Origin of the sequence: Sphaerisporangium sp. NPDC005289 (assembly GCF_040607455.1) — a bacterium.
Lineage (GTDB): Bacteria > Actinomycetota > Actinomycetes > Streptosporangiales > Streptosporangiaceae > Sphaerisporangium > Sphaerisporangium rhizosphaerae.
This window is the reverse complement of the sequence record NZ_JBEXGS010000032.1, coordinates 49,237-72,922: the sequence shown is the minus strand read 5'-3', so window position 1 is coordinate 72,922 and position 23,686 is coordinate 49,237. Positions and strand designations below refer to the sequence as shown.

Below are 23,686 nucleotides of genomic sequence, written 5' to 3'. Positions count from 1 at the left end.
TGTCGTCTGTCCAAAGGTCAGGAGATGCCGAGGGTTCGGGTGATGAAGTCGACCAGTTCGTCGTCGCCCGCCGGCGCGAGGTCGGGCCCGCCGTCCCAGGCGGCGGCCAGGGAGCGCAGCCGGGCGGCGGCGGCCTCCCGCTCGCGCGGGGTCGCCTCGGCCGTGGCCAGCTCCTCGATGCGGTCCAGCAGGCCGGTCGCGGCGGGCGCGGCGGGCGCGAGTTCGGTCAGCAGGTAGGCGGCCAGCGCCTCGGGGGTCGGGTGGTCGTACACCATGGACGGCGGCAGCCGCAGGCCCGTCGCGGCGCCGAGCCGGTTGCGCAGCTCGACCGAGGTGAGCGAGTCGAAGCCCTGGTCGCGGAAGTTCGCCCGGGGGTCGACGGCGTCGGCCGAGGAGCGTCCCTGCACGGCGGCGACCTGCGTGCGGACCAGCCGCAGCACCGTCCGGTGGCGGTCGGCGCCGCCGAGCCCGGCCAGCCGGGCGGCCAGGTCCTCCTCCACGACGGCCTGCGGGGCGCCGGCGTGGGCCTCCTGGAGTTCGCTGACCAGGGAACGGGGACGGGTGGCGAAGAGGGTTGCCCAGTCGGCGTCGGCGATGACGACGTCGACCTCGCCGCGGTCCAGCGCCCGGCCGAGAGCGGTGATCGCGGTCTGCGGATCCATGCCGCGCAGGCCGTAACGGGCGAGCGCACGGCCGGCCTCGGAGCCGGCGATGCCCGCGCCGGCCCAGTGGCCCCAGGCGATGGAGGTGGCGGGCAGGCCCTGGGCGTGGCGGCGGGCGGCCAGCGCGTCCAGGTAGGCGTTGCCGGGCGCGTAGTTGGCCTGCCCCGGCACGCCGCACACGCCGGCCAGCGAGGAGAACAGGACGAACGCGGTCAGATCGAGGTGGCGGGTCAGTTCGTCCAGGTGGCGGGCGCCGCCCGCCTTGACCCGCAGCACGTGTTCGGCCCGGCCCGGGGTGAGGTCGGTGATCACGCCGTCGTCCAGGACGGCGGCGGCGTGGAAGACGGCGGTCAGCGGCCGGTCGTCCGGGATCGCGTCCAGCACCCGCTGGAGCGCGGCCCGGTCGCCGACGTCGGCGGCGGCGAAGGTGACCTCGGCGCCCTGCGCCGCGAGACGGTCGCGGAGCTCGGCCGCGCCGGGGGCGTCAGCGCCGCGCCTGCCGACCAGCAGCAGGTGCCGCACGCCGCGTCCGGCCAGCAGCCCCGCGAGGTGCCCGCCGAGCGCGCCGGTGCCGCCGGTCACCAGCACCGTCCCGGTCGTCGTCCACGGATTGCCCTCCGGTGGCTCGGGTGGCGGGGTGGTCCGGGCCAGGCGGCGGGCGTACCGGCCGAAGTCGCGGATCGCGATCTCGTGCTCGGGGCCGCCGAGGGCGTCGGCGAGGCGGTCCCAGTGGGCCGGTCCCGCGTCGGCGGGCAGGTCGGCGAGGCCGCCCCAGTTCTCCGGGCTCTCGGCGGCGGCGATCGCGCCGAGGCCCCACAGCAGCGCCTGCGCCGGCTCGGGCGGCGTGTCGCCGGGGCCGGTCGACACGGCGTTCCTGGTCACGTACCAGACGGGCGCGGCCAGGCCCGCGTCGTGTGCGGCCTGCAGAAGAGCCAGATTCGTCTTGTACGCCCATGGCAGGTCTTCGCGGGCGTCCACGCCGGAGTCGGCGAGCAGGGACAGCACCCCGGTGACCGGCCCGGCCGCGGCCAGTCGCGCGGCCAGTTCCTCCCGGCCCTCGTGGGTGACGGTCAGCCTGACGGTCTCGCCTCCCCGGCGCTCCAGCGCCCGTTCGGCGGCGTCCCCAGTGGCGTCCCCAGCGGTGTCCCCGGCGCCCTCCGGGACGACCACCAGCCATCTGCCCAGTCCCGTGGCGGCGGGGAGGTCGGGCAGGTGCCGCCACACGACCTGGAGCCGCCAGGCGTCGGCGCCGTGGGGTTGTCCGGCCTGGGCAGGCCTGGTGGCGTCGAGCCAGAAGCGCTCGCGCTGGAAGGCGTACAAGGGGAGCTCGACCCGGCCGGCGCCGGGCAAGACCGCCTCCCAGTCGATCCGCCGGCCGTGGACGTGGGCGTGACCGAGCGCCAGCAGCGCGGTCGTCTCCTCGGGCCGGTCCTTGCGCAGGACGGGGACGACGACCCGGTCGGCCGGCAGCGATTCGCGGGCCATGCCGGACAGGACCGCGTCGGGCCCGAGTTCGATGAACGTCGTGACGTTCGCCGCGTCGAGGGTGATGACCGCGTCGGCGAACCTGACGGGTTCCCGTACCTGACGGACCCAGTGGTCCGGCACGGTGACATCGCCGGCCTGGCCGGTGAGGGTGGACACCAGCGGCATCCGCGGCTCGTGGAAGGCCACCGATTCCAGAACCTGGCGGAACTCCGCGAGGATCGGGTCCAGCATCCTGGAGTGGAAGGCATGGCTGACCGTCAGCCGCCGCGCGCGCCGGCCCCGCTCGGTGAACTCCGCGACGAGGTCGCCGATCACGCCCTCGTCGCCGGTGATCACGACGGAGGACGGGCCGTTGACCGCGGCGATCTCCACGTCGTACGGGACCTCGCTCTCGGTGATCTCGACGGCGGCCATCGCACCCCCCGCCGGCAGCGACTGCATCAGCCGGCCGCGTGCCGCGACGACCCGCGCCGCGTCCGGCAGCGTCCACACCCCCGCGACATGCGCCGCCGCCAGCTCCCCGATCGAATGCCCGGCGACGTGGTCCGGCCGCACCCCCCACGACTCCAGCAACCGGAACAGAGCGACCTGCAACGCGAACAACCCGGTCTGGGTGTAGAGGGTCTGATGCAACAACCCCCCGGAACCGAACACCACGTCTTTCAACCGCACCCCGCCGAGATGACGATCCAGCTCGGCGACGGCCGCGTCGAACGCCTCGGCGAACACCGGGAACCGGTCGTACAGCTCCCTGCCCATGCCCTCCCGCTGGCTGCCCTGCCCGGTGAACAGGTACGCGAGGCCCCTGCCCGCCCGGCCGGTGACCACCGAGGCCGACGGCTCCCCCGCCGCCAGCGCCCGCAGCCCCGCCACCAGGTCGTCGCGATCTCCGACGACCACCGCGCGTTCGTCCAGCACCGCGCGGTGGCGGGCCAGGGAGTGGGCGGCGTCGGCGAGGTCGAGATCGGGCGTGAGGAACTCGGCCAGCCGGCCGGCCTGCGCCCGCAGCCCGGTGAGGGTCCGGCCCGAGACCACCCACGGGACGGCCCCGGCCGGTCGTCCGGGCGAGGTGGCGGAGCCCGGCGCAGGGGCGTGCCCGAGAACGACGGGGGCGCCGGAGCCCGGCGCGGCCGGGTCCTGCGTGGCCGTGGGCGTCGCGGCGGCCGGGGCCTGTTCGACGATCACGTGGGCGTTGGTGCCGCTCACGCCGAAGCTCGACACGGCCGCGCGGCGGACCACCTCCGCCGGCCAGGGGCGGGCCTCGGTCAGCAGTTCCACCTCGCCCGCCGACCAGTCGACGTGCGGAGACGGTTCGTCCACGTGCAGCGTGCGCGGGAGCAGTCCGTACCGGATCGCCTGCACGGCCTTGATCACGCCGCCCACGCCGGCGGCGGCCTGGGAGTGGCCGATGTTGGACTTCAGTGAGCCCAGCCACAACGGGCGGCCCGGCTCGCGGCCCTGACCGTAGGTGGCCAGCAGCGCGCCCGCCTCGATCGGGTCGCCGAGGGTGGTGCCGGTGCCGTGCGCCTCCATCAGGTCGACCTCGTGCGCCGCCAGCCCCGCCGCGTCCAGCGCGCGGCGGATGACGCGCTGCTGGGCGGGGCCGTTGGGGGCGGTGAGCTGGCTGCTGCGGCCGTCCTGGTTGACGGCGCTGCCCCGCAGCAGGGCCAGCACCCGGTGGCCGTGCCGCCGGGCGTCGGAGAGGCGTTCGAGCGCCAGCAGCCCGGCGCCCTCGGCCCAGGCCGTGCCGTCGGCGGCGCGCGCGAAGGCCTTGATCCGGCCGTCGGCGGCCAGGCCGCGCTGGCGGGAGAACTCGATGAACATCCCGGGCGCCGCCAGCACGGTCGCGCCGCCGGCCAGGGCGAAGGAGCACTCCCCCAGCCGTAGCGACTGCGCGGCCAGGTGCAACGCCACCAGGGACGACGAGCACGCCGTGTCGACGGTCACCGCCGGGCCTCCGAAGCCGAAGGTGTAGGCGAGCCGTCCCGAGGCCACGCTCGTGGTGTTACCGGTCAGCACGTAACCGTCGGTGCCGCGGGCGGGCGGATGGTGCAGGCTGGGGCCGTACTCCTGGGAGATGACCCCGGCGAACACGCCGGTGTCGCCGCCGCGCAGCGCGGCCGGGTCGATCCCGGCGTCCTCCAGGGCCTGCCACGCCGTCTCCAGCAGCAGCCGCTGTTGCGGATCGATCGCCAGCGCCTCCCTCGGCGGGATGCCGAAGAACTCCGCGTCGAAGTCGCCGGCGTCGTACAGGAAGCCGCCGTCCCTGACGTAGGAGGTGCCGCGATGCCCGGGGTCGGGGTGGTAGAGGCCGTCGAGGTCCCAGCCCCGGTCGGCGGGGAACGGCCCGATGGCGTCCCGCTCCTCGACCACCACCCGCCACAGGTCGCCGGGCGAGGCGATCCCGCCGGGGAACCGGCACGCCATGCCGACGATCGCGATCGGCTCCCTGGCGGCCGACTCGACGGCCTCCAGCTTCTGCCGGGTCTGGCGCAGCTGGTGGGTCACCCGGTTGAGGTAGGTGCGGAGTTTCTCTTCGTCGGACATGTGCGGGGTGCCCTTCACGAAAGACGCAGTTCGTTCTCGATGAGCTCGAAGAGCTCGTCGTTCGTCGCCCCGTCGATCTCACCGTCGAACTCGGGGCCGGTGTCTGGTCGAAAGTCCTGCTCGGTGCGCGGATCCGGGTCCGCCGGCTGCTCGGGGAAGATCCGTTCCCCGAGGTACGCGGCCACGGCCAGTGGGGTCGGAAAGTCGAAGACGAGCGTCGACGGCAGCCGCAGCCCGGTCGCCCGCTCCAGCCGGACGCGCAGCTCGACGCTACTGAGCGAGTCGAACTCGCCGTCCAGGAAGCCCCTGTCCGGCGGCACGGCCGAGAGGTCGGTGTGGCCGAGCACGGCCGCTCCCGTCGTCTGGACCAGCTCGATCAGCCGGTCGAGCCGTCCGGGTTCGGAGCGGCCGAGCAGCTCGGTCACCAGCGCGTGGTGCGCCGGGTCCGGCGTCTCGGGTGCGGTCGCCGTCTCACAGGGCCCGGGGACGAGGGTCCCGCTCGCGTGCCGCACCCAGGGGTCGGCGGCGGACCGGCGGGAGTGCACGGTCACCGTGCGGTGTCCCTCACCGCCGTCCGCGCCCACCAGCACCTGCACCTGTGCCGCCGCCGGCAGGGGCGTCTCCACGGTGAGCTCCCTGAGGAGCAGGCGGCCCGCCCGGCGCGCGGCGTGCGCGGCCAGGCCGGCGGCGTCCGCGTCGGGCTCTGATTCGGGCAGCCGGCCGGTGTGGACGGTGGAGCCGTCCGCCAGGTCGATCTCGGTGGTCAGCACCGGGTGGCCGGTGGCGCCCGTCCCGGCGGAGGGGGCGGGGGTCAGCCAGAAGCGGCTGCGCTGGAAGGCATAGGTGGGCAGGCCGGCGGGAGGCGCGCCCGTGTCCGCCACGCCGGCGCGCCAGTCGACGCGCACTCCGGCGGTGTGCAGCTCGGCCAGGGCGGTGCGGAAGGCGAGCGGTTCCGGCCGGCCGCCCCGGGACGCCGCCGTGACCAGGAGGTTCTCGTCGGAGCCGAGGATGTCCAGGGCGAGGGAGGTGAGCGCCCCGCCGGGACCCGCCTCCAGGTAGTCGGTGACGCCGAGCGAGCGGAGCGTCTCCACGCCGTCGCGGAACCGGACCGCCCGCCGGATGTGCCCGGCCCAGTAGCCGGGGTCGCGTACCTCGTCCCCGGCCAGGCCGCCGGACACGTTGGAGACGAGCGGCAGGCGCGGCGCGGCGAAGCTCACCCGCTCGGCGACCTTCAGGAACTCCGCGAGGACCGGGTCCATGTGGGAGGAGTGGAAGGCGTGGCTGACCTGGAGCGGCGTGGCCTGGCGGCCCCGCTCGCGCCACCGGGCCACCAGTTCGGCGACGGCGTCGCGGTCGCCGGACACCACGACCGAGTCCGGGCCGTTGACGGCGGCGAGGTCCACGGTGCCGCCGATCTCGTCCTCGGTGCCGCGCAGGGCGGCCATCGCGCCGCCGGCGCGTGCCGACTGCATGAGCCGGCCCCGGGCGGTGACCAGCGCCGCGGCGTCGGCCAGGGAGAACACCCCGGCGAGGTGGGCGGCGGTCAGCTCGCCGATCGAGTGCCCGATCAGATGGGTCGGCCGCAGCCCGAACGACTCCGCGAGCCGGAACAGCGCGACCTCGAAGGCGAACAGCGCGGGCTGGGTGTACTCGGTGGTGTCCAGCGCCCCCTGCCCGCCGGTGAACATGACCTCCCGGATCGGCAGGCCGAGATGGGGGTCGAGGTGCCCGGCGACCTCGGCGAGCGCGTCGGCGAAGACGGGGAACGCGGCGGCCAGCTCCCGGCCCATCCCGGCTCGCTGGCTGCCCTGACCGGTGAACATGACCGCGAGCCCGCCCCGGCGGGTGGCGGTCCCGCGCACCAGGCCCGGCAGGTCGGCCCCCTCCGCCAGCGCCGCCAGCGCCGCCAGCGCGGCCGGCCCGTCCTCGTGCGGGTCGCCGAGCAGCACCGCCCGGTGCTCGAAGAGCGCACGGCCGGTGACCAGGGTCCGGGCGAGCCCGGTGGTGTCGGGGTCGCCGGCCAGCCACTCGCTCAGCCGGGCCGCCTGGGCGCGCAGCGCCCGCTCCGACTTGGCGGAGAGCACCAGCGGCCCGCCGGGGCCGGTGATGTCGCGAGGCTCCGGTTCCGGGGCCTGCTCCAGGATCAGGTGGGCGTTGGTGCCGCTGATGCCGAAGGAGGAGACGGCGGCGCGGCGCGGGCGACCGGTCCGCGGCCAGGGGGTCGGCTCGGTGAGCAGCGCCACCTCGCCCGAGGCCCAGTCGACGTGGGGTGAGGGCCGGTCCACGTGCAGGGTCGCCGGAAGGGCGGCGTGCCGGATGGCCTGCACCATCGCCACCAGGCCGGTGACTCCGGCCGCCGCCTGGGTGTGACCGAGGTGGGATTTGGTCGAGCCGAGCAGCAGGGCCTTCTCGCGGTCCTGCCCGTAGGTCGTCAGGATCGCCCCCGCCTCGATCGGGTCGCCGAGGGTGGTTCCGGTTCCGTGGGCCTCGACCGCGTCGACGTCGCCGGGACCAAGCCCGGCCGAGGCGAGCGCGGCCCTGATCACCCGCTCCTGCGACGGGCCGCTCGGCGCGGTCAGGCCGTTGGAGGCGCCGTCCTGGTTGATCGCGCTTCCCCGGACCACCGCCAGCACGGGATGACCCGCACGCCGCGCCGCCGACAGTGGCTCCAGCAGGACCAGCCCCACCGCCTCGGCCCACGCGGTGCCGTCGGCGGCGGCGGCGAACGGCTTGCACCGGCCGTCCGGGGCCAGCCCGCCCTGGCGGCTGAACTCGGTGAACATGCCCGGCGTGGACATGACCGCCGCGCCGCCGGCGACCGCCCGGTCGCACTCGCCGCGCCGCAGCGCCTGCACCGCCAGGTGGACGGCCACCAGCGACGACGAGCACGCCGTGTCGATGGTGATCGCCGGTCCCTCAAGCCCGAGGGTGTAGGAGATGCGGCCCGACGCCACGCTGGTCAGGGTGCCGGTGAGAGCATGGCCCTGGTAGTCGTCGGGGGTCTCGTGCAGACGGGGGCCGTACTCCTGCGGGGTGACGCCGACGAACACCCCGGTACGGCTGCCGCGCTGCGCCGAGGGGTCCATCCCGGCCCGTTCGTACAGCTCCCACGCCGCTTCCAGCAGCAGCCGCTGCTGCGGGTCCATGACCGCGGCCTCCCGGGGGCTGAGCCCGAAGAAGGCGGCGTCGAACCGGTCGGCGTCGTGCAGGAATCCGCCGGAGCCGGTGACCGAGCCACCGGCGCCGCGCAGCCGGGCCAGGTCCCAGCCCCGGTCGCCGGGGAATCCCGTGATGACGGCCTGGTCGGCGGACAGGACCCGCCACAGCTCCTCGGGGGTGTGCGCGCCGCCGGGCCAGCGCCCGCTCATGGCGACGACGGCGATCGGCTCCTCGCTCGCCGTGACGACGGCCTCCTCCCGCCGTGCGGCGCCGGACAGGTGGGCGGCGACGGCCCGGACCGTCGGGTGGTCGTAGACGAGGGAGGAGGACGGCCTGCGGCCGGTGGCGTCGGCGAGACGCTGCGCGAACTCCACGGCCGCCGCCGAGTCGAACCCGAGGTCCTTGAAGGTCACGTCGGGGTCGACCTCATCGCCCGACGCGTACCCGAGGACGAGCGCCGCGCCGGCGGCCACGATCTCAAGGAGCGCTTCCGGCCCGGCCTCGGCGGCGGTGTCCGCCACGGCTTCGGCCGCGGCTTCGACGGTTTCAACGGCTGCGGCGGCTGCGGCGGAGATCTGGGCTTCGTGCCCGGCGGCGGGCGCGTGGGGCGTGATCCACAGACGGCGGCGCTGGAAGGGGTAGGTGGGCAGGTCGACGAGGCGGGCGTCCGGGCCGATCAGCCCGGGCCAGCCGACGGCGCCACCCGCGCAGTGGAGGCGCCCGGCGGACAGCAGGAACTGCCGCAGCCCGCCGTGGTCGCGGCGGAGGGTCCCGACGGCGACCACGTTCTCGGCGCTCTCACGCACCCCGTCCACCAGCAGGGGATGCGGACTGCTCTCCACGAAGACGTCGTGCCCGTCGGCGACGGCGCTCCGCACGGCCCGATCGAACTCGACCGGCTCACGGAGGTTGCGGTACCAGTACTCGGCGGTGAGCCCCGCCGTGTCGAGGGGCCCACCGGTGACGGTGGAGTAGAAGGCCACCTCAGCGGCGCGCGGGGTGATCCCGGCGAGCTCCTCCAGGAGTCGATTCCGCAGGGGTTCGACGTGCGCCGAATGCGAGGCGTAGTCGACCGGCACGGCCCGCGCCCGCACCCCCTCCGCCTGGTAGAGGGCGACCAGCTCGGCGACCGCGTCGGCGTCCCCCGACACGACGGTCGAGGCGGCCCCGTTGACGGCCGCCACCGCCAGCCTGCCCCCATGACCGGCCAGCCGCTCGCGCACGGCGTCCACCGGCAGGAGCACCGAGGCCATGCCGCCGCGGCCGGCGATCGCGGTGATGACCCGGCTGCGCAGCGCCACCACGGTGGCGGCCTGCTCCAGCGACAGGGCGCCCGCGATGTGCGCCGCCGCGATCTCTCCCTGCGAGTGCCCGATGACCGCGTCGGGGCGCACCCCGGCGGCCTCCCAGAGCCGGGCCAGCGCCACCATGACGGCGAACAGCGTCGGCTGCACCACCTCCGCCCGGTCGGCGGAAGGCGCGCCCGGACGGCCGGTCAGCAGGTCGGGCAGCCACCAGCCGGTGTGCGGGGCCAGCGCCCGCGCGCTCTCCTCGATCGACCGGGCGAAGACCGGGGACTCGCGCAGCAGCGCGACGGCCATCCCCGTCCACTGCGACCCCTGCCCGGGGAACACCAGCACGGTCCGGCCGCGCGGCCGCGCCACGTCCCGCACCAGCGCGGCCGCCTGTGCGCCCCTCGCCAGCGCACGCAGACCGTCTCTGACCTCGGCCTGGTCCCCGGCCAGCACCGCCCGGTACCGGAACGCCGTCCGCGTCACCGCCAGAGACAGGGCGACATCCGCGTCGGCAGGAGCGCCGGGCCCGTCCAGCGTCTTCAGGACACCGGCCGCCTGGTCCCGCAGGGCCCCCTCACCGGCGCCGGACAGCACCCACGGCAGCACGCCGGATGCCGAGGCGCCGCGCTCCGCGACGGGTCCCCCGGTCCGCCCCGTCTCCCCGGTCTTCCAGGTCTGTCCGGCCTCCCCGGTCTGCCCCGCCCGCCGTGTCTCAGCGGGAGCCTCGGGCGCTCCTGGCGCCTCGGTCACCACCACGTGGCAGTTGGTGCCGCCCATGCCGAACGAGCTCACCCCCGCCACCAGCGGGCGGTCCGGGCGGGGCCAGTCCCCGCCCGACGTGCGAACCCGCAGGTGGAGTTCGTCGAAGGGGATGGCGGGGTTCGGGGTCTGGTAGTTCAGGCTGGCGGGCAGGTGCCGGTGGGAGACGCTGAGGACCGCCTTGAGCAGGCCGGTGATGCCCGCCGCGCCCTCCAGGTGGCCGACGTTGGTCTTGACCGAGCCGACGTGCAGCGGCTCGGCCCTACCGGCCCCCAGGGCGGCGCCGAGCGCGGCGGCCTCCACCGGGTCGCCGACCTTGGTGCCGGTGCCGTGGAGCTCGACGTACTGCACGTCGGAGGGGTCGGCGCCCGCGCGCGTGACGGCCTGCCGGACGACCTCCGCCTGCGCCTGCGGGTCGGGCACGGTCAGGCCGGAGGTGTGGCCGTCGTGGTTCACCGCCGACCCCGCGATCAGGGCGTGCACGCGGTCGCCGTCTTCCCGGGCCTGGTCGAGCGTCTTGAGGACCAGCGCGACCCCGCCCTCGCCCCGCACATATCCGTTCGCCCGGGCGTCGAAGGTGTGGCACCGCCCGTCCGGCGACAGCGCGCCGAACCGGCCGGCGGCCACGGCGCCGTCGGTGCCGATGTTGAGGTGGACGCCCGCCGCGATGGCCACCGCCGACTCCCCCGACCTCAGGCTCTCCGCGGCCAGGTGCACCGCCACCAGCGACGACGACTGCGCCGAGTCGACCGTCAGGCTCGGCCCGCGCAGCCCCAGCAGGTGCGAGACCCGGTTGGCCATCAGCCCCCGGTTGAGCCCGGTCAGGGTGTGCCGGGTCACGGCGGCCGGGCCGCCGCGGGCGACGAGGGCGGCGTAGTCGGCCGCGATGGCCCCGACGTAGACACCGGCCGAGGTCGCGGCGAGGCGGGCCGGCGGGATCCTGGCGTCCTCCAGCGCCTCCCAGGCCAGTTCCAGGACGAGCCGCTGTTGCGGATCCATCTCCGCCGCCTCACGCGGGGAGATGCCGAAGAACTCGGGGTCGAACCCGTCGAGCCCGTCGAGGAACCCGCCGAACCGGGGCGCGTCCGGCGCCTCCTCCCACCGCCCCTCAGGAGGCGCGGTGATCGCGGAGCGCGCGTCTCGCAGCAGCTCCCATAACGCCGCCGGATCGGGCGCCTGCGGCAACCGGCAGGCGATCCCGACGACGGCGACGGCGACCGATCTGGAACGGCCCACACTCATTTTCGCTCCACATTGAGAACCGGCGGCAAGCTCTTAAAAGATTCGCCAACCGACCCCTAATGCAGTACCCCTAAAAACCCCTAAGTGAGGTCAGTCCAAAAACACCGGAAGATCGGCCCGGCGCGACACGCCGAGCTTTCGGTATATGCGGGTTAGATGCTGTTCGACGGTACTCACCGTGACGAAAAGCACCCCGGAGATCTGCCGGTTGGTCTGCCCCCGCGCGGCCAGCGTGGCCACCCGCCGTTCGGCCTCGCTCAGGTCGGCCCCCGGCGACGGCGGCGGGACGGGCCGCTCCTGTGGTGAGGCACCGCACGACCGCAGAAGCTGCCGCGACCGCCGCTCCGCCGCACGGGCCCTCGGCCCGTCCTCCAGCTGGGAGTACGCCCATCCCGCGTCGGCCAGGGCGTGTGCCAGTTCGAGCGTGTCCTGGACGAGCTGGAGCGTCTCCACCGCCTGCTCCAGCGCCTCCGGCCGTTCCCTCAGGGGCAACGTGAGGGCCCGCAGGCGCAGGGCGATCCCCCATGTACGGGTGTGTTCCGCGCCGGCCGATCGGCCCTCGGCCAGTTGCTCCTCGGCCAGTCGCCGCGCCTCACCTGTGCGGCCGAGCTGGAGCAGCGCGCGCACGGCGCCGAGCCGCCAGGCGACGACGCCCGGGAGGTCGATCCCCCAGCCACGCATCAGATCGCCGCAGGCCAGGAAGTCGGCCAGGGCGTCCTCGGCCGCGCCCGCGGCCAGCCGGTAGGTGCCTCGCGCGCTCAGGTAGTGCAGCCCGACCGGCGTCTGGAACATGGCGTCCAGAACCGGCACGGCCAGGTAGCGCGCGGCGTCCTCGAGCTTGCCGAGGGCGGTCTTGGCCATCGTCATGGCCGCCAGCGGCGTCCCGAGCGCCACCCCCCACGCCTCCATCGGCAGGTGGGAGAAGGCGTTGCGGGCGCACCGCTCGGCGTCCTTGACCCTGCCCTGCCGTATCGCCGTCTCGGCCCTGATGGCGGCGAAGGCCCCCTGCCAGTAGGGATCGCAGTGGCTGGTGGTCTGCTCCAGCAGTGGTTCGCACCAGCGGGCGGCCAGGTCGGCGCGGTCGGCGTACACGAGCGTGGCCAGCGCGGAGACCAGCGACTCCAGCCCGGGCTCTCCCATCGGGCACGCTCGAAGCACCTGATCGGCCCGCGCGACCGCCGCGGCCGAGTCGTGCCCGGCGAAGAAGGCCGCCAGCACGCTCAGCCCTTCCAGGCCGGTGCCGACCTCGAACGAGGCGGCCGGGGGCGGCGCGGACACCAGCCCGGACAGCCCCGGATACCAGCAGCGCACCCAGTCGGCCAGTTCCGGGAACGATCCAGCGTCGCGGAACTCTCGCAGATGGCGCTCGGCCTCGTGGGTGCGCCCGCGTAACAGCATCAGCCGTACTGACGACGCGGTGACGACCTCCGGACGCGACCGGCCGAGAAATTCGTCGATGATCGTGGCGATTTCCGCCGACATCTGCTCGTCCCCGGACGCGTCCGCGAATAACTCACGGATCAATTCGAGCGGTTCCGCACGCCGATCTATTTCGAATCGATGGTCCACAGATTTCATTTGAGGCTCCGCCGGAAGATGCAGCAGCGGTCGACCGGCCACAAAGGTCAACGCCCTTCTCCGGCCGCCGTCCCCGTCGTCCGCGAGCCGAGATCAGCGCCGGCCGTCAAGCCGCGCCAATTACCTGCATTTCCTACTAGGTAACCATAAAACTGGACCATCGTCAAGGACGGCCCACCACCGGCTGCCGCCCCGGTTCGGGACCGGGCGGCAGGCAGGCGGCAGCGCCGGGAAGACGACCGTTTCCATGTCGGCACCATCTCCACCCCCACCCCAGGACACCCCCCACTCCGAGCGGTGCCGGCGGGTGTGGATGTGGGGCGCGGGGAGTCAGGGAGCGACGGGGGCGATGCCCGTGAGGGTGGGGCGGATCCTGTTGACGGAGCCGTCGGAGGCGAAGGTCATCGCGTCGATGCACACCTCCCGGTGGGTGCCGTCGCCGCCGGGGATGCGGAAGCGGTGGTAGGCGATGTACCACTCGTCACGGCCGGGGACCTTGACCACCGAACTGTGGCCTGTGCCGAGAATGCCCGCGCCGGTGTCCTTGGACAGCACGGGGCTGCCGGCCGCCTTGGTGAAGGGACCCAGCGGGGACGCCGAGGTGGCGTAGTCGACGCGGTAGTCCTCGCTGCGGGTGTCGTTCTCCGAGTACATGAGGTAGTAGGTGCCGTTGCGCTTGAACACGTTGGACGCCTCGCGGAAGCTCGCCGGAGTGATCCGCGCGGGAGCGGTCGCGAACGCCGTCATGCTCGCGCTCAGCCTGGCCACCTCGGCGTTGCCCGAGCCGAAGTACAGGTAAGCGGTCCCGTCGTCGTCGGTGAAGACGTCCGGGTCGATCTCCTGCTCGCCGTACTGACCGGTGCTGACCAGCGGGCGGTCGAGCGCGTCGGTGAACGGCCCCGACGGGCTCGTGGACCTGGCCACGCCGATCTGCTGGCAGGCGCTGAAGTACAGCCAGTACGTGCCGTCGCGGTAGGCGATGGTGGGCGCCCACGCCCTGGCGTGGCACCAGCTCACATTCGCCAGGTCCAGCACCACGCCGTGGTCGGTCCAGTTCACCAGGTCGGGAGAGGAGTACGCCGTGAACTTCGTGGAGCCCCAGTCGGCGTAGCCGTCGCTCGTGGGATAGATCCAGTACTGCCCGGCGAGGTAGCGCACCTGCGGGTCGGCGTTGTAGCCGGGCAGCGCGGGGTTGTGCGCGGAGGAAGCGTCGACGCGCATCAGGCGCCACTGCTGGTTGGCGCCGTTGTTGTCGGTGTACTGGGAGATCACCGCGCCCTCGGCGGTGGACCGGCCGTAGACGTCCAGCACCTTGCCGCTGTTGCGGTTGACGAGCTTGACGTAGCCGGAATCGGTGTCGACCGGCTTGAACTGCTGGTTGGCGCCGTTGTTGTCGGTGTACTGCACGACCTTCGCCCCGTCGGCGGTCGAGCGGGCCGCGACGTCGACGACCTTTCCGCTGTGACGGGCCCGCAGCCGGTAGTACCCGCCGCCGGAGTCGACGAACTGCCACTGCTGGCTGGTCGCGGTCCCTGTGGTGTACTGCACGATCTGGGCCTGGTCGGCGGTCGAGCCGTCCTGTACCGCGAGCGCCTTGCCGCTGGACCGCGACACCACCTGGTAGTACGCCGTGGTGTCGATCGTCGCGGCGTCCGCCGGCACCGGCAGGACCACGGCCGTGCCGAGCGCCATCGCGACCGCGACGAGAAGCCGCCACCATCCTGTCGCTCTGCTCGCGGTGTCGCGGCGCCGGCGCGAGACGACACGAGCTGGGAACCCGGTCACGGGCGCTCCTCTCCGTGCTTGGGCACCAATTACGGTCCGCACGGCGAGGGTCGTCAAGACCTTAAGAACGCTTATTTCCACACGTTCACTTCGGCCACCGGCCATTGTGGGCGGCACCACTCCGCTGATCAGCGGAAATTTCCGTCCTGTCTCGCCGACGACGTTGCCGTCTCCGCGTGATGAAGGCCGAATGTTTCATACTCATGAACCGATCTCCCGGAATTCTTTCCTGAGGCCGGGAGGCGAGGTGTCCTGGTGCGCACGGCGTCGTCGGCGCGGACGGTCGACGGCGAACCGATTCGACGCCGGGCGGTGAAAGTTTCATGCCGACGCGCCGGCGGTGGCCGGGGTCGCTCGCCCTGGCCACGTGCGCGAGCGGCGGGTCATCCCCCCGCGAGGGCCCGTGACGCCGGAAGGGCCCGTCCTTGACAGGCGTCGTCACGGTCATATTTGCTCCGCTGCACCGTCGCCTCCGGCCACCAGAAAGAAGGGAGAAGCGATCGCGCGGCGTTGGTGAGCAGGACACCTCAGAACCTGGTGAGAGGTCTTATGCGTCGCCGGGCCGGTCGATTTCCGGCCGGCAGGACACGGCGCGCGGCGTCGGTTCGGTATTCACCGAGTCGGAGACGAACTCCGATCGGCCGGCGCCCCCACCACCGGAAAGGTGGAGGAAATCACTTCCCCTGTTCCGTGTGCCACCATGACAACGGCAAAGGAATTCGCGTGATGTCGAGGAAACGGTCACTCCTCACCGCCTTCGCGGCCGCGGCACTGCTCGTCCTGACCACGTCGGCGCAGATGGCGCTGGGTGACAGCGCCTCCACACCGGCCACAGGACAGAGCGTTCTCGCCGCCACCGCGGGATGCGGAAAGACTCCGACGCTGAGAAGCGGCAGCCAGTCGATCACCTCCAGCGGGAAGAACCGCAGCTTCATCCTGCGGATTCCCGACAACTACAACAACAACAATCCCTACCGGCTGGTCTTCGGGTTCCACTGGAACGGCGGAACCGCCAATGACGTCGACTCGGGTGGAACCAGCGGCTATCCCTGGTCGTACTACGGGACCAGGGCGCTGTCGAACAACACCGCCATTTTCGTCGCGCCCCAGGGCATCAACAATGGCTGGGCCAATTCCGGCGGCGAGGACACCACCTTCGTCGACGACATGATCCGGCGCATCGAGTCGGACCTGTGCGTCGACACCTCCCAGCGCTTCGCCATGGGCTTCAGCTACGGCGGCGGCATGAGCTACTCGCTCGCCTGCAACCGGGCGACGGTCTTCCGCGCGGTGGCGGTGTACTCCGGCGGGCAGCTCAGCGGGTGCAGCGGCGGCACCGAGCCCATCGCCTACATCGGGCTGCACGGCCTGCGGGACCCGGTGCTCAACATCTCCAACGGCCGGTCGCTGCGCGACAGGTTCGTCAGGAACAACGGCTGCACGGCGCAGAACCCGCCCGAGCCGGCGCAGGGCAGCCTGACGCACATCGTCACGTACTACTCGGGGTGCCGGGCCGGGTATCCGGTCGCGTGGGCGGCGTTCGACGCCGGTCACACCCCCAACCCCGTGGACGGCAAGTCCGGCGACCTCGAGCCCGGCGAGAACTCCTGGACCAGGCCGGTGGTGTGGAACTTCTTCACCCAGTTCGGAAGCGGCACCAACCCCACGCCGACGCCGACCCCCACCCCCACCCCCACCGTCACCCCCACGGGCAACCCGCCGGCGACGGGCGCGCTCAAGGGTGTGGCGTCGGGCCGGTGCCTGGACGTCAACGGCGCCTCCCAGGCCAACGGCGCGCAGGCGCAGATCTGGGACTGCAACGGCGGCGCCAACCAGAATTGGGCCTCCACCAGCGCGAGTGAGCTGCGGGTGTACGGCAACAAGTGCCTGGACGTCAACGGCGCCGGCACCGCAGACGGGACCAGTGTGATCATCTGGGACTGCAACGGGCAGAACAACCAGAAGTGGCGCCTCAACTCCGACGGCACCATCACCGCCGTCGGCGCCGGCAAGTGCCTGGACGTCTCCGGCTCCGGCACCGCCAACGGCACCAAGGCCCAGATCAGATCCTGCAACGGCCAAAGCAGCCAGAAGTGGAGCAGGGCCTGACCTCATCGGACCGACGTGCCGGTCCTCCGCCGGCGGCATCCGATTGAGGGTGCCGCCGGCGGCCGGTGACGGCTCGCGCGACCGCCGACCCGGGAGCGCGCCCTCGAGCCGAGCTTCGCCCATCGTGAAGCGGGGACGCGCTCCCGGTCAGGTCCACCAGTTCCCGGCGACCTCGACGCCCTCGCCGTCGATGGCGTCGTGCCACACCGGGTCGCGCAGCAGCCGCGCCTCCCAGGCCCGCACGATGCCGTCGGGTCCCGTGACCGCGTCCTGCCGGGACGGATGCAGGAACAACTCGCTCGTGCCCTCGGGGAGGGCCGCGAGCCGGCGGAGGTAGTCGTCCCGAAGCCGCGCGTAGGAACCGAGTTCGTGTGCCGTGCGCCGGTTGGTCGCGATCGTCTGCGGGATGGACACGCCCAGCGCGTCGGCCAGGGCGACGGCGCGCTCGTGCTCGGCCGCGAGCGGCGGCGGGAGCGGCCCGCCGACGTACGGCTCCGGGTCGCGGGGCAGCCGGAAGGCCAGGCCGTGGCGCGCGCACCACTCCAGCGTCTCGGCCAGCCACGATCGGCCGTGCAGGCCGTAGAGGGTGCCGGCATGGGAGTCGGCCCCTTCGGGCGGCAGCCCCCGCTCGCGCATCCACCGCAGCTGCGCGTCCGCCTCCGCGATGACGTCGCCGGTCTCGCCGCGGGCCCCGAGCACGAACGGGTCGTCACTGAGCGTCCCGTCCGCATCGGCCAGGCTCGCCGCGCCGGCGAGCGACCGCCAGCGCGGGACCCCCCGCTCGCTGGTGAGCGTCACGTGCACCCGCGGCACGACGCCGAGCCGGCGGGCCTCGCTCGCCGCCCGTTCGGCGGCGGGCGAGCAGCAGATGAGCGTCGTCGCGCTGACATGCCCCTCGGCCAGCAGCGCGGCGATGACCTCCGTGGTCCCGGGCTCACGGCCGAGGTCGTCCGCCGTGATCACGACGCGGCGGGTCATCGGGTCCCCTCCGCGGCGGACTCGTCCACCGGACCGGCGGCCGCCGTGGGCGGCGGCTCGATCGGCACCGAGATGAACCGCGCCGCGACCGCGCCGGCCGCCGTCAGCGCGAACGGGTACACGCACAGGTACACCCGGAACGCCATCCCGGTGCTGGTGCCGGGATCATCGCCGGAGTTGTAGCCGAAGAACACTCCCAGCGACGTGAGCGCCAGTCCGGTCACGATCCCGTTGAGCCGGGTGAAGAAGCCGAACGCGGACAGGAACAGCCCCTCGCGATGCTGCCCGTTGCGTCCGGCGTCGGCGTCCAGCACGCGCGCGACGATGAGGTCGTTGGTGGCGAGCATCCCCGACCACCCGGCCCCGACGAGCACGCCCGCGGCGATCGCCGTGAGCAGGCCGGTGGCGAAGAACAGCGCCGCGAAGCCGGCGGCGAGGACGGCGAAGGCGAGCCGCCAGGTCCACAGGGCGCCGCGGCGTGCCACGACGCGCGTCCACACCGCGAGGCCCCCCGCCGAGACCAGGATGACGGCCCCCTGGAGGAACAGGGCGTAGCCGACCGGGAGCCCGAGTGAGTACCGCACGTACAACTGGACGCCCGACAGGACCAGGGCCATGGCGATCCCGTAGCAGGCGCCGGTGAGCCCGACCGTCCAGAACATCGGGTCGCGGACGATCGACCACAGGCTCCGCAGCAGCAGCGGCCGCTCGCGCGTGGAGTAGCGCGGATTCTCCCGCGCGCCGAGCGCCATGAACACGATCACGGCGAGCGCCACCACGCCGTAGATGACCGCCGTGGTCTGGAACCCCTCGGTGGAGTCCTCGGTGCCGAACACCTGCGTGGTGAGCACCGGGGTGACCGCGAGCGAGATCACCAGAGCCAGGAGCTGGAAACCCTGGCGCAGGGAGTTGGCGACGGCGCGATCGCGCTCCTGGGGGTACAACTCGGGCAGCAGCGCGCCGTAGTTGGCGTTGAGCATCGAGTCGAAGGCCTCGCACAAGATCGCGAACACCGCGAACCAGAGCACGAGACCGGCCCCTCGCAGAGAGGCCGGCGCGGAGAAGAACGCGATCATGCACGCCGCGAGCATCGGCGCGCCGACGAGCAACCACGGCCGGCGCCGGCCGAACCGGCTTCGCGTACGGTCCGACAGGTGCCCGAGCAGCGGGTTGTCGAAGGCGTCGATGACCGCGTAGACCACCATGACCACGCCGTAGGCGCGGACGTCCAGCCCCAGGATGTCGACGTAGTAGAGGATCATCGACCCCTTGATCATGCTGATCGGGATCGAGGTGCCGAACATCCCGACGGCGTACCGCCACGCGGGCGTCCGCCCCAGGCCGAGGCCCGTACCGGAACCGGTCACACCGATCGCCCTCCTTGCCGTTCCGGCGCCGCGCGCGCGGCATCACCCTCGCACCCGAAGCAGAACGCTAGGTGAAGCCGGCCGCCCGCGACACCCCCTCAGCCCCGGCCCCACACCAGACGCTCCGCGGGATCGCGAGTCGCCGGCTCCCTCCCCCACGACCGCCGAGACCCCTCCCACACGGCCACCAACGTCCATGAGGACGCATCCATGGACGCGGGCAGCCGGCTCAGCCCGAGGTCAGAAAGACAGGAGTTGGAAGGTGTCCAAGGTGCTGAAGCCCATGTGGCGGTAGATCGGTTCTCCCGCGGCGCTCGAGACGAGGGCGGCCGTCCGGATGCCCCGCTCACGCGCCAGGGCGAGCGCGGCTCCGCTCATGGCGGTTCCGATGCCGCGTCGGCGGTGCTCGGGCTGGGTGCCGACGAAGTACAAGGTGAGCAGGTCGTGGCTCAGCCAGGCGACGGCGGTGCCGGCGATCCGGCCGTCGTCGAGGCGGCCGGCCAGTCTGATCACCGAGCCGTCTCCGGAGAACGCCTTCTCGCGGTCCACGGCGGCGGCGACGCCGTCCGGGCGGATTCCCGAGACCCTGGCGTAGGCCGCTACGAATTCCGGCAGGTCGTGGGTCTCCGCGATGCGCAGCCCGGCCGGCGGGGGTGCGATGGCCGCCCGGTCGATCGTCACCGTCATGATCGGCATACGGGCCACCTGAACCGCGCCGAGGGACACCAGGGCGTCACCCATGCCTTCGTCGCCGTCCGGCCCGGCCCACCAGATCCGAGGGACGCCCTCGAGGCGGTCGCGGGCTTCGGCGAGAGCATCCCGCGGGGCGCGTCCACGCGCGCGCAGCACGCCGTTGAGGGGCGCGTGCGGCACCTCGCTCCGGTAGGTCAGCAGGTCAGGACTCCCCGGCATGCCGATGTCCCAGCCGAGGAGGTACGCACGGTGCGCGGAGAGCACCGTGTCGAGCAGCGGTTCCACGCCCACGAGGGTAGTCGGACCGGCATCGCGGCCCGCGGCCCCCTGACCGGACCCGGCGGAGCACGAACGCCTCCCGGCACAGGACCGGCGGATCGGGCCGGCGCGGCGCACCCCGACCCGCTGCGACCGCGCGGTCCACGGGAGGGCGGCGGCCGGTCGGTCCTCGCCGGCCACGAGCGGCCGTCCCGTCGCCGGCCGACGCCACGGCGATCATGCACGCGATGGTGAGCCTGTGATTCATCGTTCGCGGGTTGACAGCGGTGACGTGAGATGTGAGATCGTCGACTCACCAATCTGGACGCTGGGATCTGTTTTGTGGGCGCGCGGTCTCGTGCGCGATGCATTGCAGGCTCTAGCGACAGCACCGGTTTCGAGAGGTGATCTGTCGTGCCCTTTGTTCTCGCTGCCGTGATCACGGTTCTCCCCTGGCTTGTGCTCGGGCTCGTCGCGCTCGTGCGTGCCCGCCAGGAGGACATCCCCAGTGTCGTTCGGGCTCTGGCCCGATGGGGCCGTCGTTAGGCCGGAAACGCCGGAGGGGACGGCACTTCGTAGTGGGTGGCGATCGCGGCGTCGTGCGGTCGCGCGGGGATGTGCGACCACTGCGGGCCGAGGCTTCCGCGTCGATGGTCCGGGACCTGGGTTCCCCGGTCCCGGACCTTCGATCGCCCGCGCGGGTTCTGTCAGTCTTCGCCGCGGTAGGCGCGCAGTTCGCGGCGCGCCTCGCGGCGGCTGCGGCGGCGCTCCTCGCGGCGGAAGTAGGCCCACTCCCGGCTACCGTCGTAGCCGCCGTAGCAGACCCAGAAGAAGAAGGCGGCGCGCCAGTGACAGCCGCCCGTACGGTGGTCCAGGTCGACGCTGTCGGCGGTGATCTCGTCGGGCAGCGTGCACGGCCCGAACCGATGATCATGAACGGCACGACAGGTCACCATCGGCGCGTCGGCGATGCGGACCCACCAGGGCCGCGTCTTGTCGGTCTTGCTCATACGGTCACCTTTCGGCTCCGTGACGCCCCGGGATGGGGCCGTCATGGGACCGGATGCACCGTGATCACCTCCGACGTCGCGCCCGACATATCAGGACCGTGAGCGCCATCGCCGCTCGACGTACCTGATCTCCACGCTACCGCGCCCCGCGGAAGCGCGCGTGATCACGACAGGATCGACGGGGCGCGGCCTCGCCGGGCGGTCTGGGACGAGATCGCACGCCCGCCGGGGGCATCGCCAGGCGGGCTGGGACAGGAACGCGCGCCCGCCGGGGGCGTCGCCGGGCGGGCTGGGACAGGATGTGGCCATGACTCCAGCCCGCCGCGCCTTCTGGGAGCAGCACGCCTGCCTGCCCCTCACCCTCGACGCCGACGTCAGCGACATCCTGCGGTACCGCCGTCCGGGGGGTGCGTACGTATGCGTCAACGTCGGCTACGCGCCGCACTCCCGCGAGGATTCGCTGTCGTACATCGACCACTTCACCCGCTCGATCGAGGCCCACCCCGCCCTGGAGATCGCGACGACCATCGGGGAGATCGACGCCGCGGTCTCCGGCGACCGCATCGTGGTGGCGTTCGACCTGGAGGACTCGGGCCCCCTCGCCGGCGACCTGGACATGGTGCGGACGTTCTACGACCTCGGTGTGAAGTCGCTGCTGCCCAGCTACAACAACGGCAACGCCGCCGGCGGCGGCTGCCTGGACAAGACCGACACCGGCCTGACGGCGTACGGCCGTGACCTGGTCAGGCGGATGAACGAGGTCGGCATGCTGGTCGACGGCTCGCACTGCGGCGCCCGGACCGGGCTCGACCTCTCCGCGGTCTCCGAGCAGCCGATGATCTACTCCCATTCCGCGATGCGCGGGCTGTGGGACCACGCCCGCAACATCACCGACGAGCAGGCCCGCGAGTGCGCCGCGACCGGCGGCGTCATCGGCATCCCCGGCGTCGGCATCTTCCTGGGTCCCAACACCGCGACCCTCGACGCCTTCATCGCCCACATCGACTACGCCGTCGAACTGGTCGGGCCCGAGCACGTCGGCATCGGCAGCGACTTCTCCTTCGACGCCGACGACGTGCAGGCGGACCTGGAGGCCAACCCCGATCTCTTCCCGGAGGAGTACACCCGCTGGGGCGTGATCGAGTTCGTCGAGCCGGAGGTCACGCTGCTGATCGAGCACGAGCTCGTCAAGCGCGGCTACCCGGAGGAGACCGTGCGAGGCATCTTGGGCGGCAACTTCCGGCGGGTGGCCGCCCAGGTCTGGAAATAGCGAGGTTGTCCGATCGGACAACCTCGGCGGCGAGGGGTTGTCCGATCGAACGAGTACGGCGACAGTTTTGCCCCCTAGCCTCAGCTGCATGATGTCGCCGGAGAGCGTCCAGAGTTGGCTCGACGAGCACTTCGCCCGGATCGTCGGCGAGCGAGGAGTACCAGGCGCCTCGGTCGCCGTTCTCACCCAGGGCCGGGTGCTCGCCGCCGCCGGCGGGGTCCTCAGCGTGACCACCGGTGTCGAGGCGACCACCGACTCGGTCTTCCAGATCGGGTCGATCACCAAGCTGTGGACCAGCGCCCTGGTCATGCAGCTGGTGGACGACGGGCTGGTCGACCTCGACGCGCCGCTGCGCGCCTACCTGCCGGAGTTCGCCGTCGGCGACGAGGCCGCGGCCGCGGCGATCACCACCCGCCAGCTGCTGTGCCACGTCGCCGGCTTCGAGGGCGACATCTTCACCGACACCGGCCGCGGCGACGACGCCATCGAGAGGTACCTCGCCTCGATCCACGACATCCCGCAGCTCTTCGAGCCGGGCGAGGTCTTCTCCTACAACAACACCGGCTTCGTGGTGCTCGGCCGCCTGGTCGAGGTGCTGCGCGGCAAGCCCTTCGACGAGGTCCTGGTCGAGCGCCTGGCCAGCCCGCTCGGTCTCACCCACGTCTCTCCGAGCCCCTACGAGGCGATCCTGCACCGGACCGCCGTCGGCCACGTGCCCGGCGAGGACGGCGCGCCGGTGGCCGCGCCGACCTGGGCGCTCGCGAGGTCCAACGCCCCCGCCGGCTCGATGCTCGCCATGACGGCTCGCGACCTGCTCGGCTTCGTCGCCATGCACCTGGCGGACGGCACGGCGCCCGACGGCTCGGTCGTGCTCAGGCCGGAGACCGTGACCGCGATGCGGCAGCCGCAGGTGAAGCTGCCCCGGCTCAGCGGCATGGGCGGCTCGTGGGGCCTGGGCTGGGAGATGGACGAACACGACGGCCACACCGTGATCGGCCACGACGGCGGGACCATCGGCCAGGCGGCCTTCCTGCGGTTCGTGCCTGAGCACGGTGTCGCGATCGCGCTGCTGACCAACGGCGGTGACTTCTTCGGCGTCTGCAACGACGTGCTCGCGTACCTGCTCGGCGAGCTCACCGGCATCACGCTGCCGGGCCGTCCGGTGCCGCCGGCCGATCCGGAGCCGATCGACCCGGCGCCCTACTTGGGCCGCTACGCGGACACGATCTACGACATCACCGTCGGTCAGGACGCCGACGGCGCGATCTGGCTCGACCGGGTGCCCAAGGACGTCATCGCCCAGATCGGCGGAAAGCCCGAGCGCAGCCGGCTCGTGCACTTCGAAGGCGATTCGCTGATCTCGCTGGAGCCGAGCCACGGCATCCACCTCGTCTTCGCCTTCATCGGACGCGACGCGGCGGGTCTGGCGAAGTACATCCACTACGGCCGTGTGGTCGCCCGCGCCTGAGAACGCCTGAGAACGCTT

At 72.9% G+C, this 23,686-nt stretch carries 11 protein-coding genes; 3 read left to right on the top strand and 8 right to left on the bottom strand.

The features are described 5' to 3' along the window. Window positions 1-17: 17 nt before the first annotated feature. From ABZT47_RS36570 to ABZT47_RS36555, 4 genes are all read right to left on the bottom strand, one after another. Window positions 18-4,697: a type I polyketide synthase gene (locus ABZT47_RS36570; RefSeq protein WP_354852516.1), complete on the bottom strand. Its 4,680-nt coding sequence runs from the start codon at window positions 4,695-4,697 to the stop codon at window positions 18-20. Window positions 4,698-4,711: 14 nt separating this feature from the next. Continuing rightward, the gene (locus ABZT47_RS36565) at window positions 4,712-11,152 is read right to left on the bottom strand and encodes a beta-ketoacyl synthase N-terminal-like domain-containing protein (RefSeq protein ID WP_354852514.1); all 6,441 of its coding nucleotides are present in this window, start codon (window positions 11,150-11,152) and stop codon (window positions 4,712-4,714) included. 90 nt (window positions 11,153-11,242) lie between these two features. After that, entirely contained in the window at window positions 11,243-12,676 is a 1,434-nt protein-coding gene (locus ABZT47_RS36560) for a LuxR C-terminal-related transcriptional regulator (RefSeq protein WP_354852512.1), read from the bottom strand. Window positions 12,677-13,060: 384 nt separating this feature from the next. After that, the gene (locus ABZT47_RS36555; protein ID WP_354852510.1) at window positions 13,061-14,515 is read right to left on the bottom strand and encodes a family 43 glycosylhydrolase; all 1,455 of its coding nucleotides are present in this window, start codon (window positions 14,513-14,515) and stop codon (window positions 13,061-13,063) included. Between the two features lie 726 nt (window positions 14,516-15,241). Here ABZT47_RS36555 and ABZT47_RS36550 point away from each other — a divergent pair. Beyond that, on the top strand, window positions 15,242-16,624 hold the full coding sequence (locus tag ABZT47_RS36550; protein ID WP_354852508.1) for a ricin-type beta-trefoil lectin domain protein: 1,383 nt from the start codon (window positions 15,242-15,244) through the stop codon (window positions 16,622-16,624). A gap of 147 nt (window positions 16,625-16,771) precedes the next feature. Here ABZT47_RS36550 and ABZT47_RS36545 read toward each other — a convergent pair whose 3' ends face one another. From ABZT47_RS36545 to ABZT47_RS36530, 4 genes are all read right to left on the bottom strand, one after another. Further along, window positions 16,772-17,602 carry a ChbG/HpnK family deacetylase gene (locus ABZT47_RS36545; RefSeq protein ID WP_354852506.1) on the bottom strand — a complete coding sequence of 277 codons (831 nt, stop codon included), beginning with the start codon at window positions 17,600-17,602 and terminating at the stop codon, window positions 16,772-16,774. Further along, on the bottom strand, window positions 17,599-18,969 hold the full coding sequence (locus ABZT47_RS36540) for an MFS transporter (protein ID WP_354852505.1): 1,371 nt from the start codon (window positions 18,967-18,969) through the stop codon (window positions 17,599-17,601). Before ABZT47_RS36540 ends, ABZT47_RS36545 begins: the two co-directional genes overlap by 4 nt. A gap of 240 nt (window positions 18,970-19,209) precedes the next feature. Beyond that, a complete protein-coding gene (locus ABZT47_RS36535; protein WP_354852503.1) occupies window positions 19,210-19,947 on the bottom strand; it encodes a GNAT family N-acetyltransferase in 738 nt (245 codons plus the stop codon). A gap of 680 nt (window positions 19,948-20,627) precedes the next feature. Further along, window positions 20,628-20,930, bottom strand: coding sequence for a hypothetical protein (locus tag ABZT47_RS36530; protein WP_354852501.1), 303 nt, complete (start codon window positions 20,928-20,930; stop codon window positions 20,628-20,630). Window positions 20,931-21,237: 307 nt separating this feature from the next. On the opposite strand from ABZT47_RS36530, the gene ABZT47_RS36525 reads away from it, so the two are divergent. Beyond that, entirely contained in the window at window positions 21,238-22,200 is a 963-nt protein-coding gene (locus tag ABZT47_RS36525) for a membrane dipeptidase (RefSeq protein WP_354852499.1), read from the top strand. An 88-nt stretch (window positions 22,201-22,288) separates the two neighbouring features. Next, window positions 22,289-23,668, top strand: a complete 1,380-nt coding sequence (locus ABZT47_RS36520; protein WP_354852497.1) for a serine hydrolase domain-containing protein — start codon at window positions 22,289-22,291, stop codon at window positions 23,666-23,668. Window positions 23,669-23,686: the final 18 nt, after the last annotated feature.

Excerpts from the sequence above, each read along its gene's own strand:
- ABZT47_RS36570 (WP_354852516.1), bottom strand. The coding sequence starts at position 4,697 with ATGTCCGACGAAGAGAAACTCCGCACCTACCTCAACCGGGTGACCCAC.
- ABZT47_RS36565 (WP_354852514.1), bottom strand. The coding sequence starts at position 11,152 with ATGAGTGTGGGCCGTTCCAGATCGGTCGCCGTCGCCGTCGTCGGGATC.
- ABZT47_RS36550 (WP_354852508.1), top strand. The coding sequence starts at position 15,242 with ATGTCGAGGAAACGGTCACTCCTCACCGCCTTCGCGGCCGCGGCACTG.
- ABZT47_RS36545 (WP_354852506.1), bottom strand. The coding sequence starts at position 17,602 with ATGACCCGCCGCGTCGTGATCACGGCGGACGACCTCGGCCGTGAGCCC.
- ABZT47_RS36530 (WP_354852501.1), bottom strand. The coding sequence starts at position 20,930 with ATGAGCAAGACCGACAAGACGCGGCCCTGGTGGGTCCGCATCGCCGAC.
- ABZT47_RS36525 (WP_354852499.1), top strand. The coding sequence starts at position 21,238 with ATGACTCCAGCCCGCCGCGCCTTCTGGGAGCAGCACGCCTGCCTGCCC.
- ABZT47_RS36520 (WP_354852497.1), top strand. The coding sequence starts at position 22,289 with ATGATGTCGCCGGAGAGCGTCCAGAGTTGGCTCGACGAGCACTTCGCC.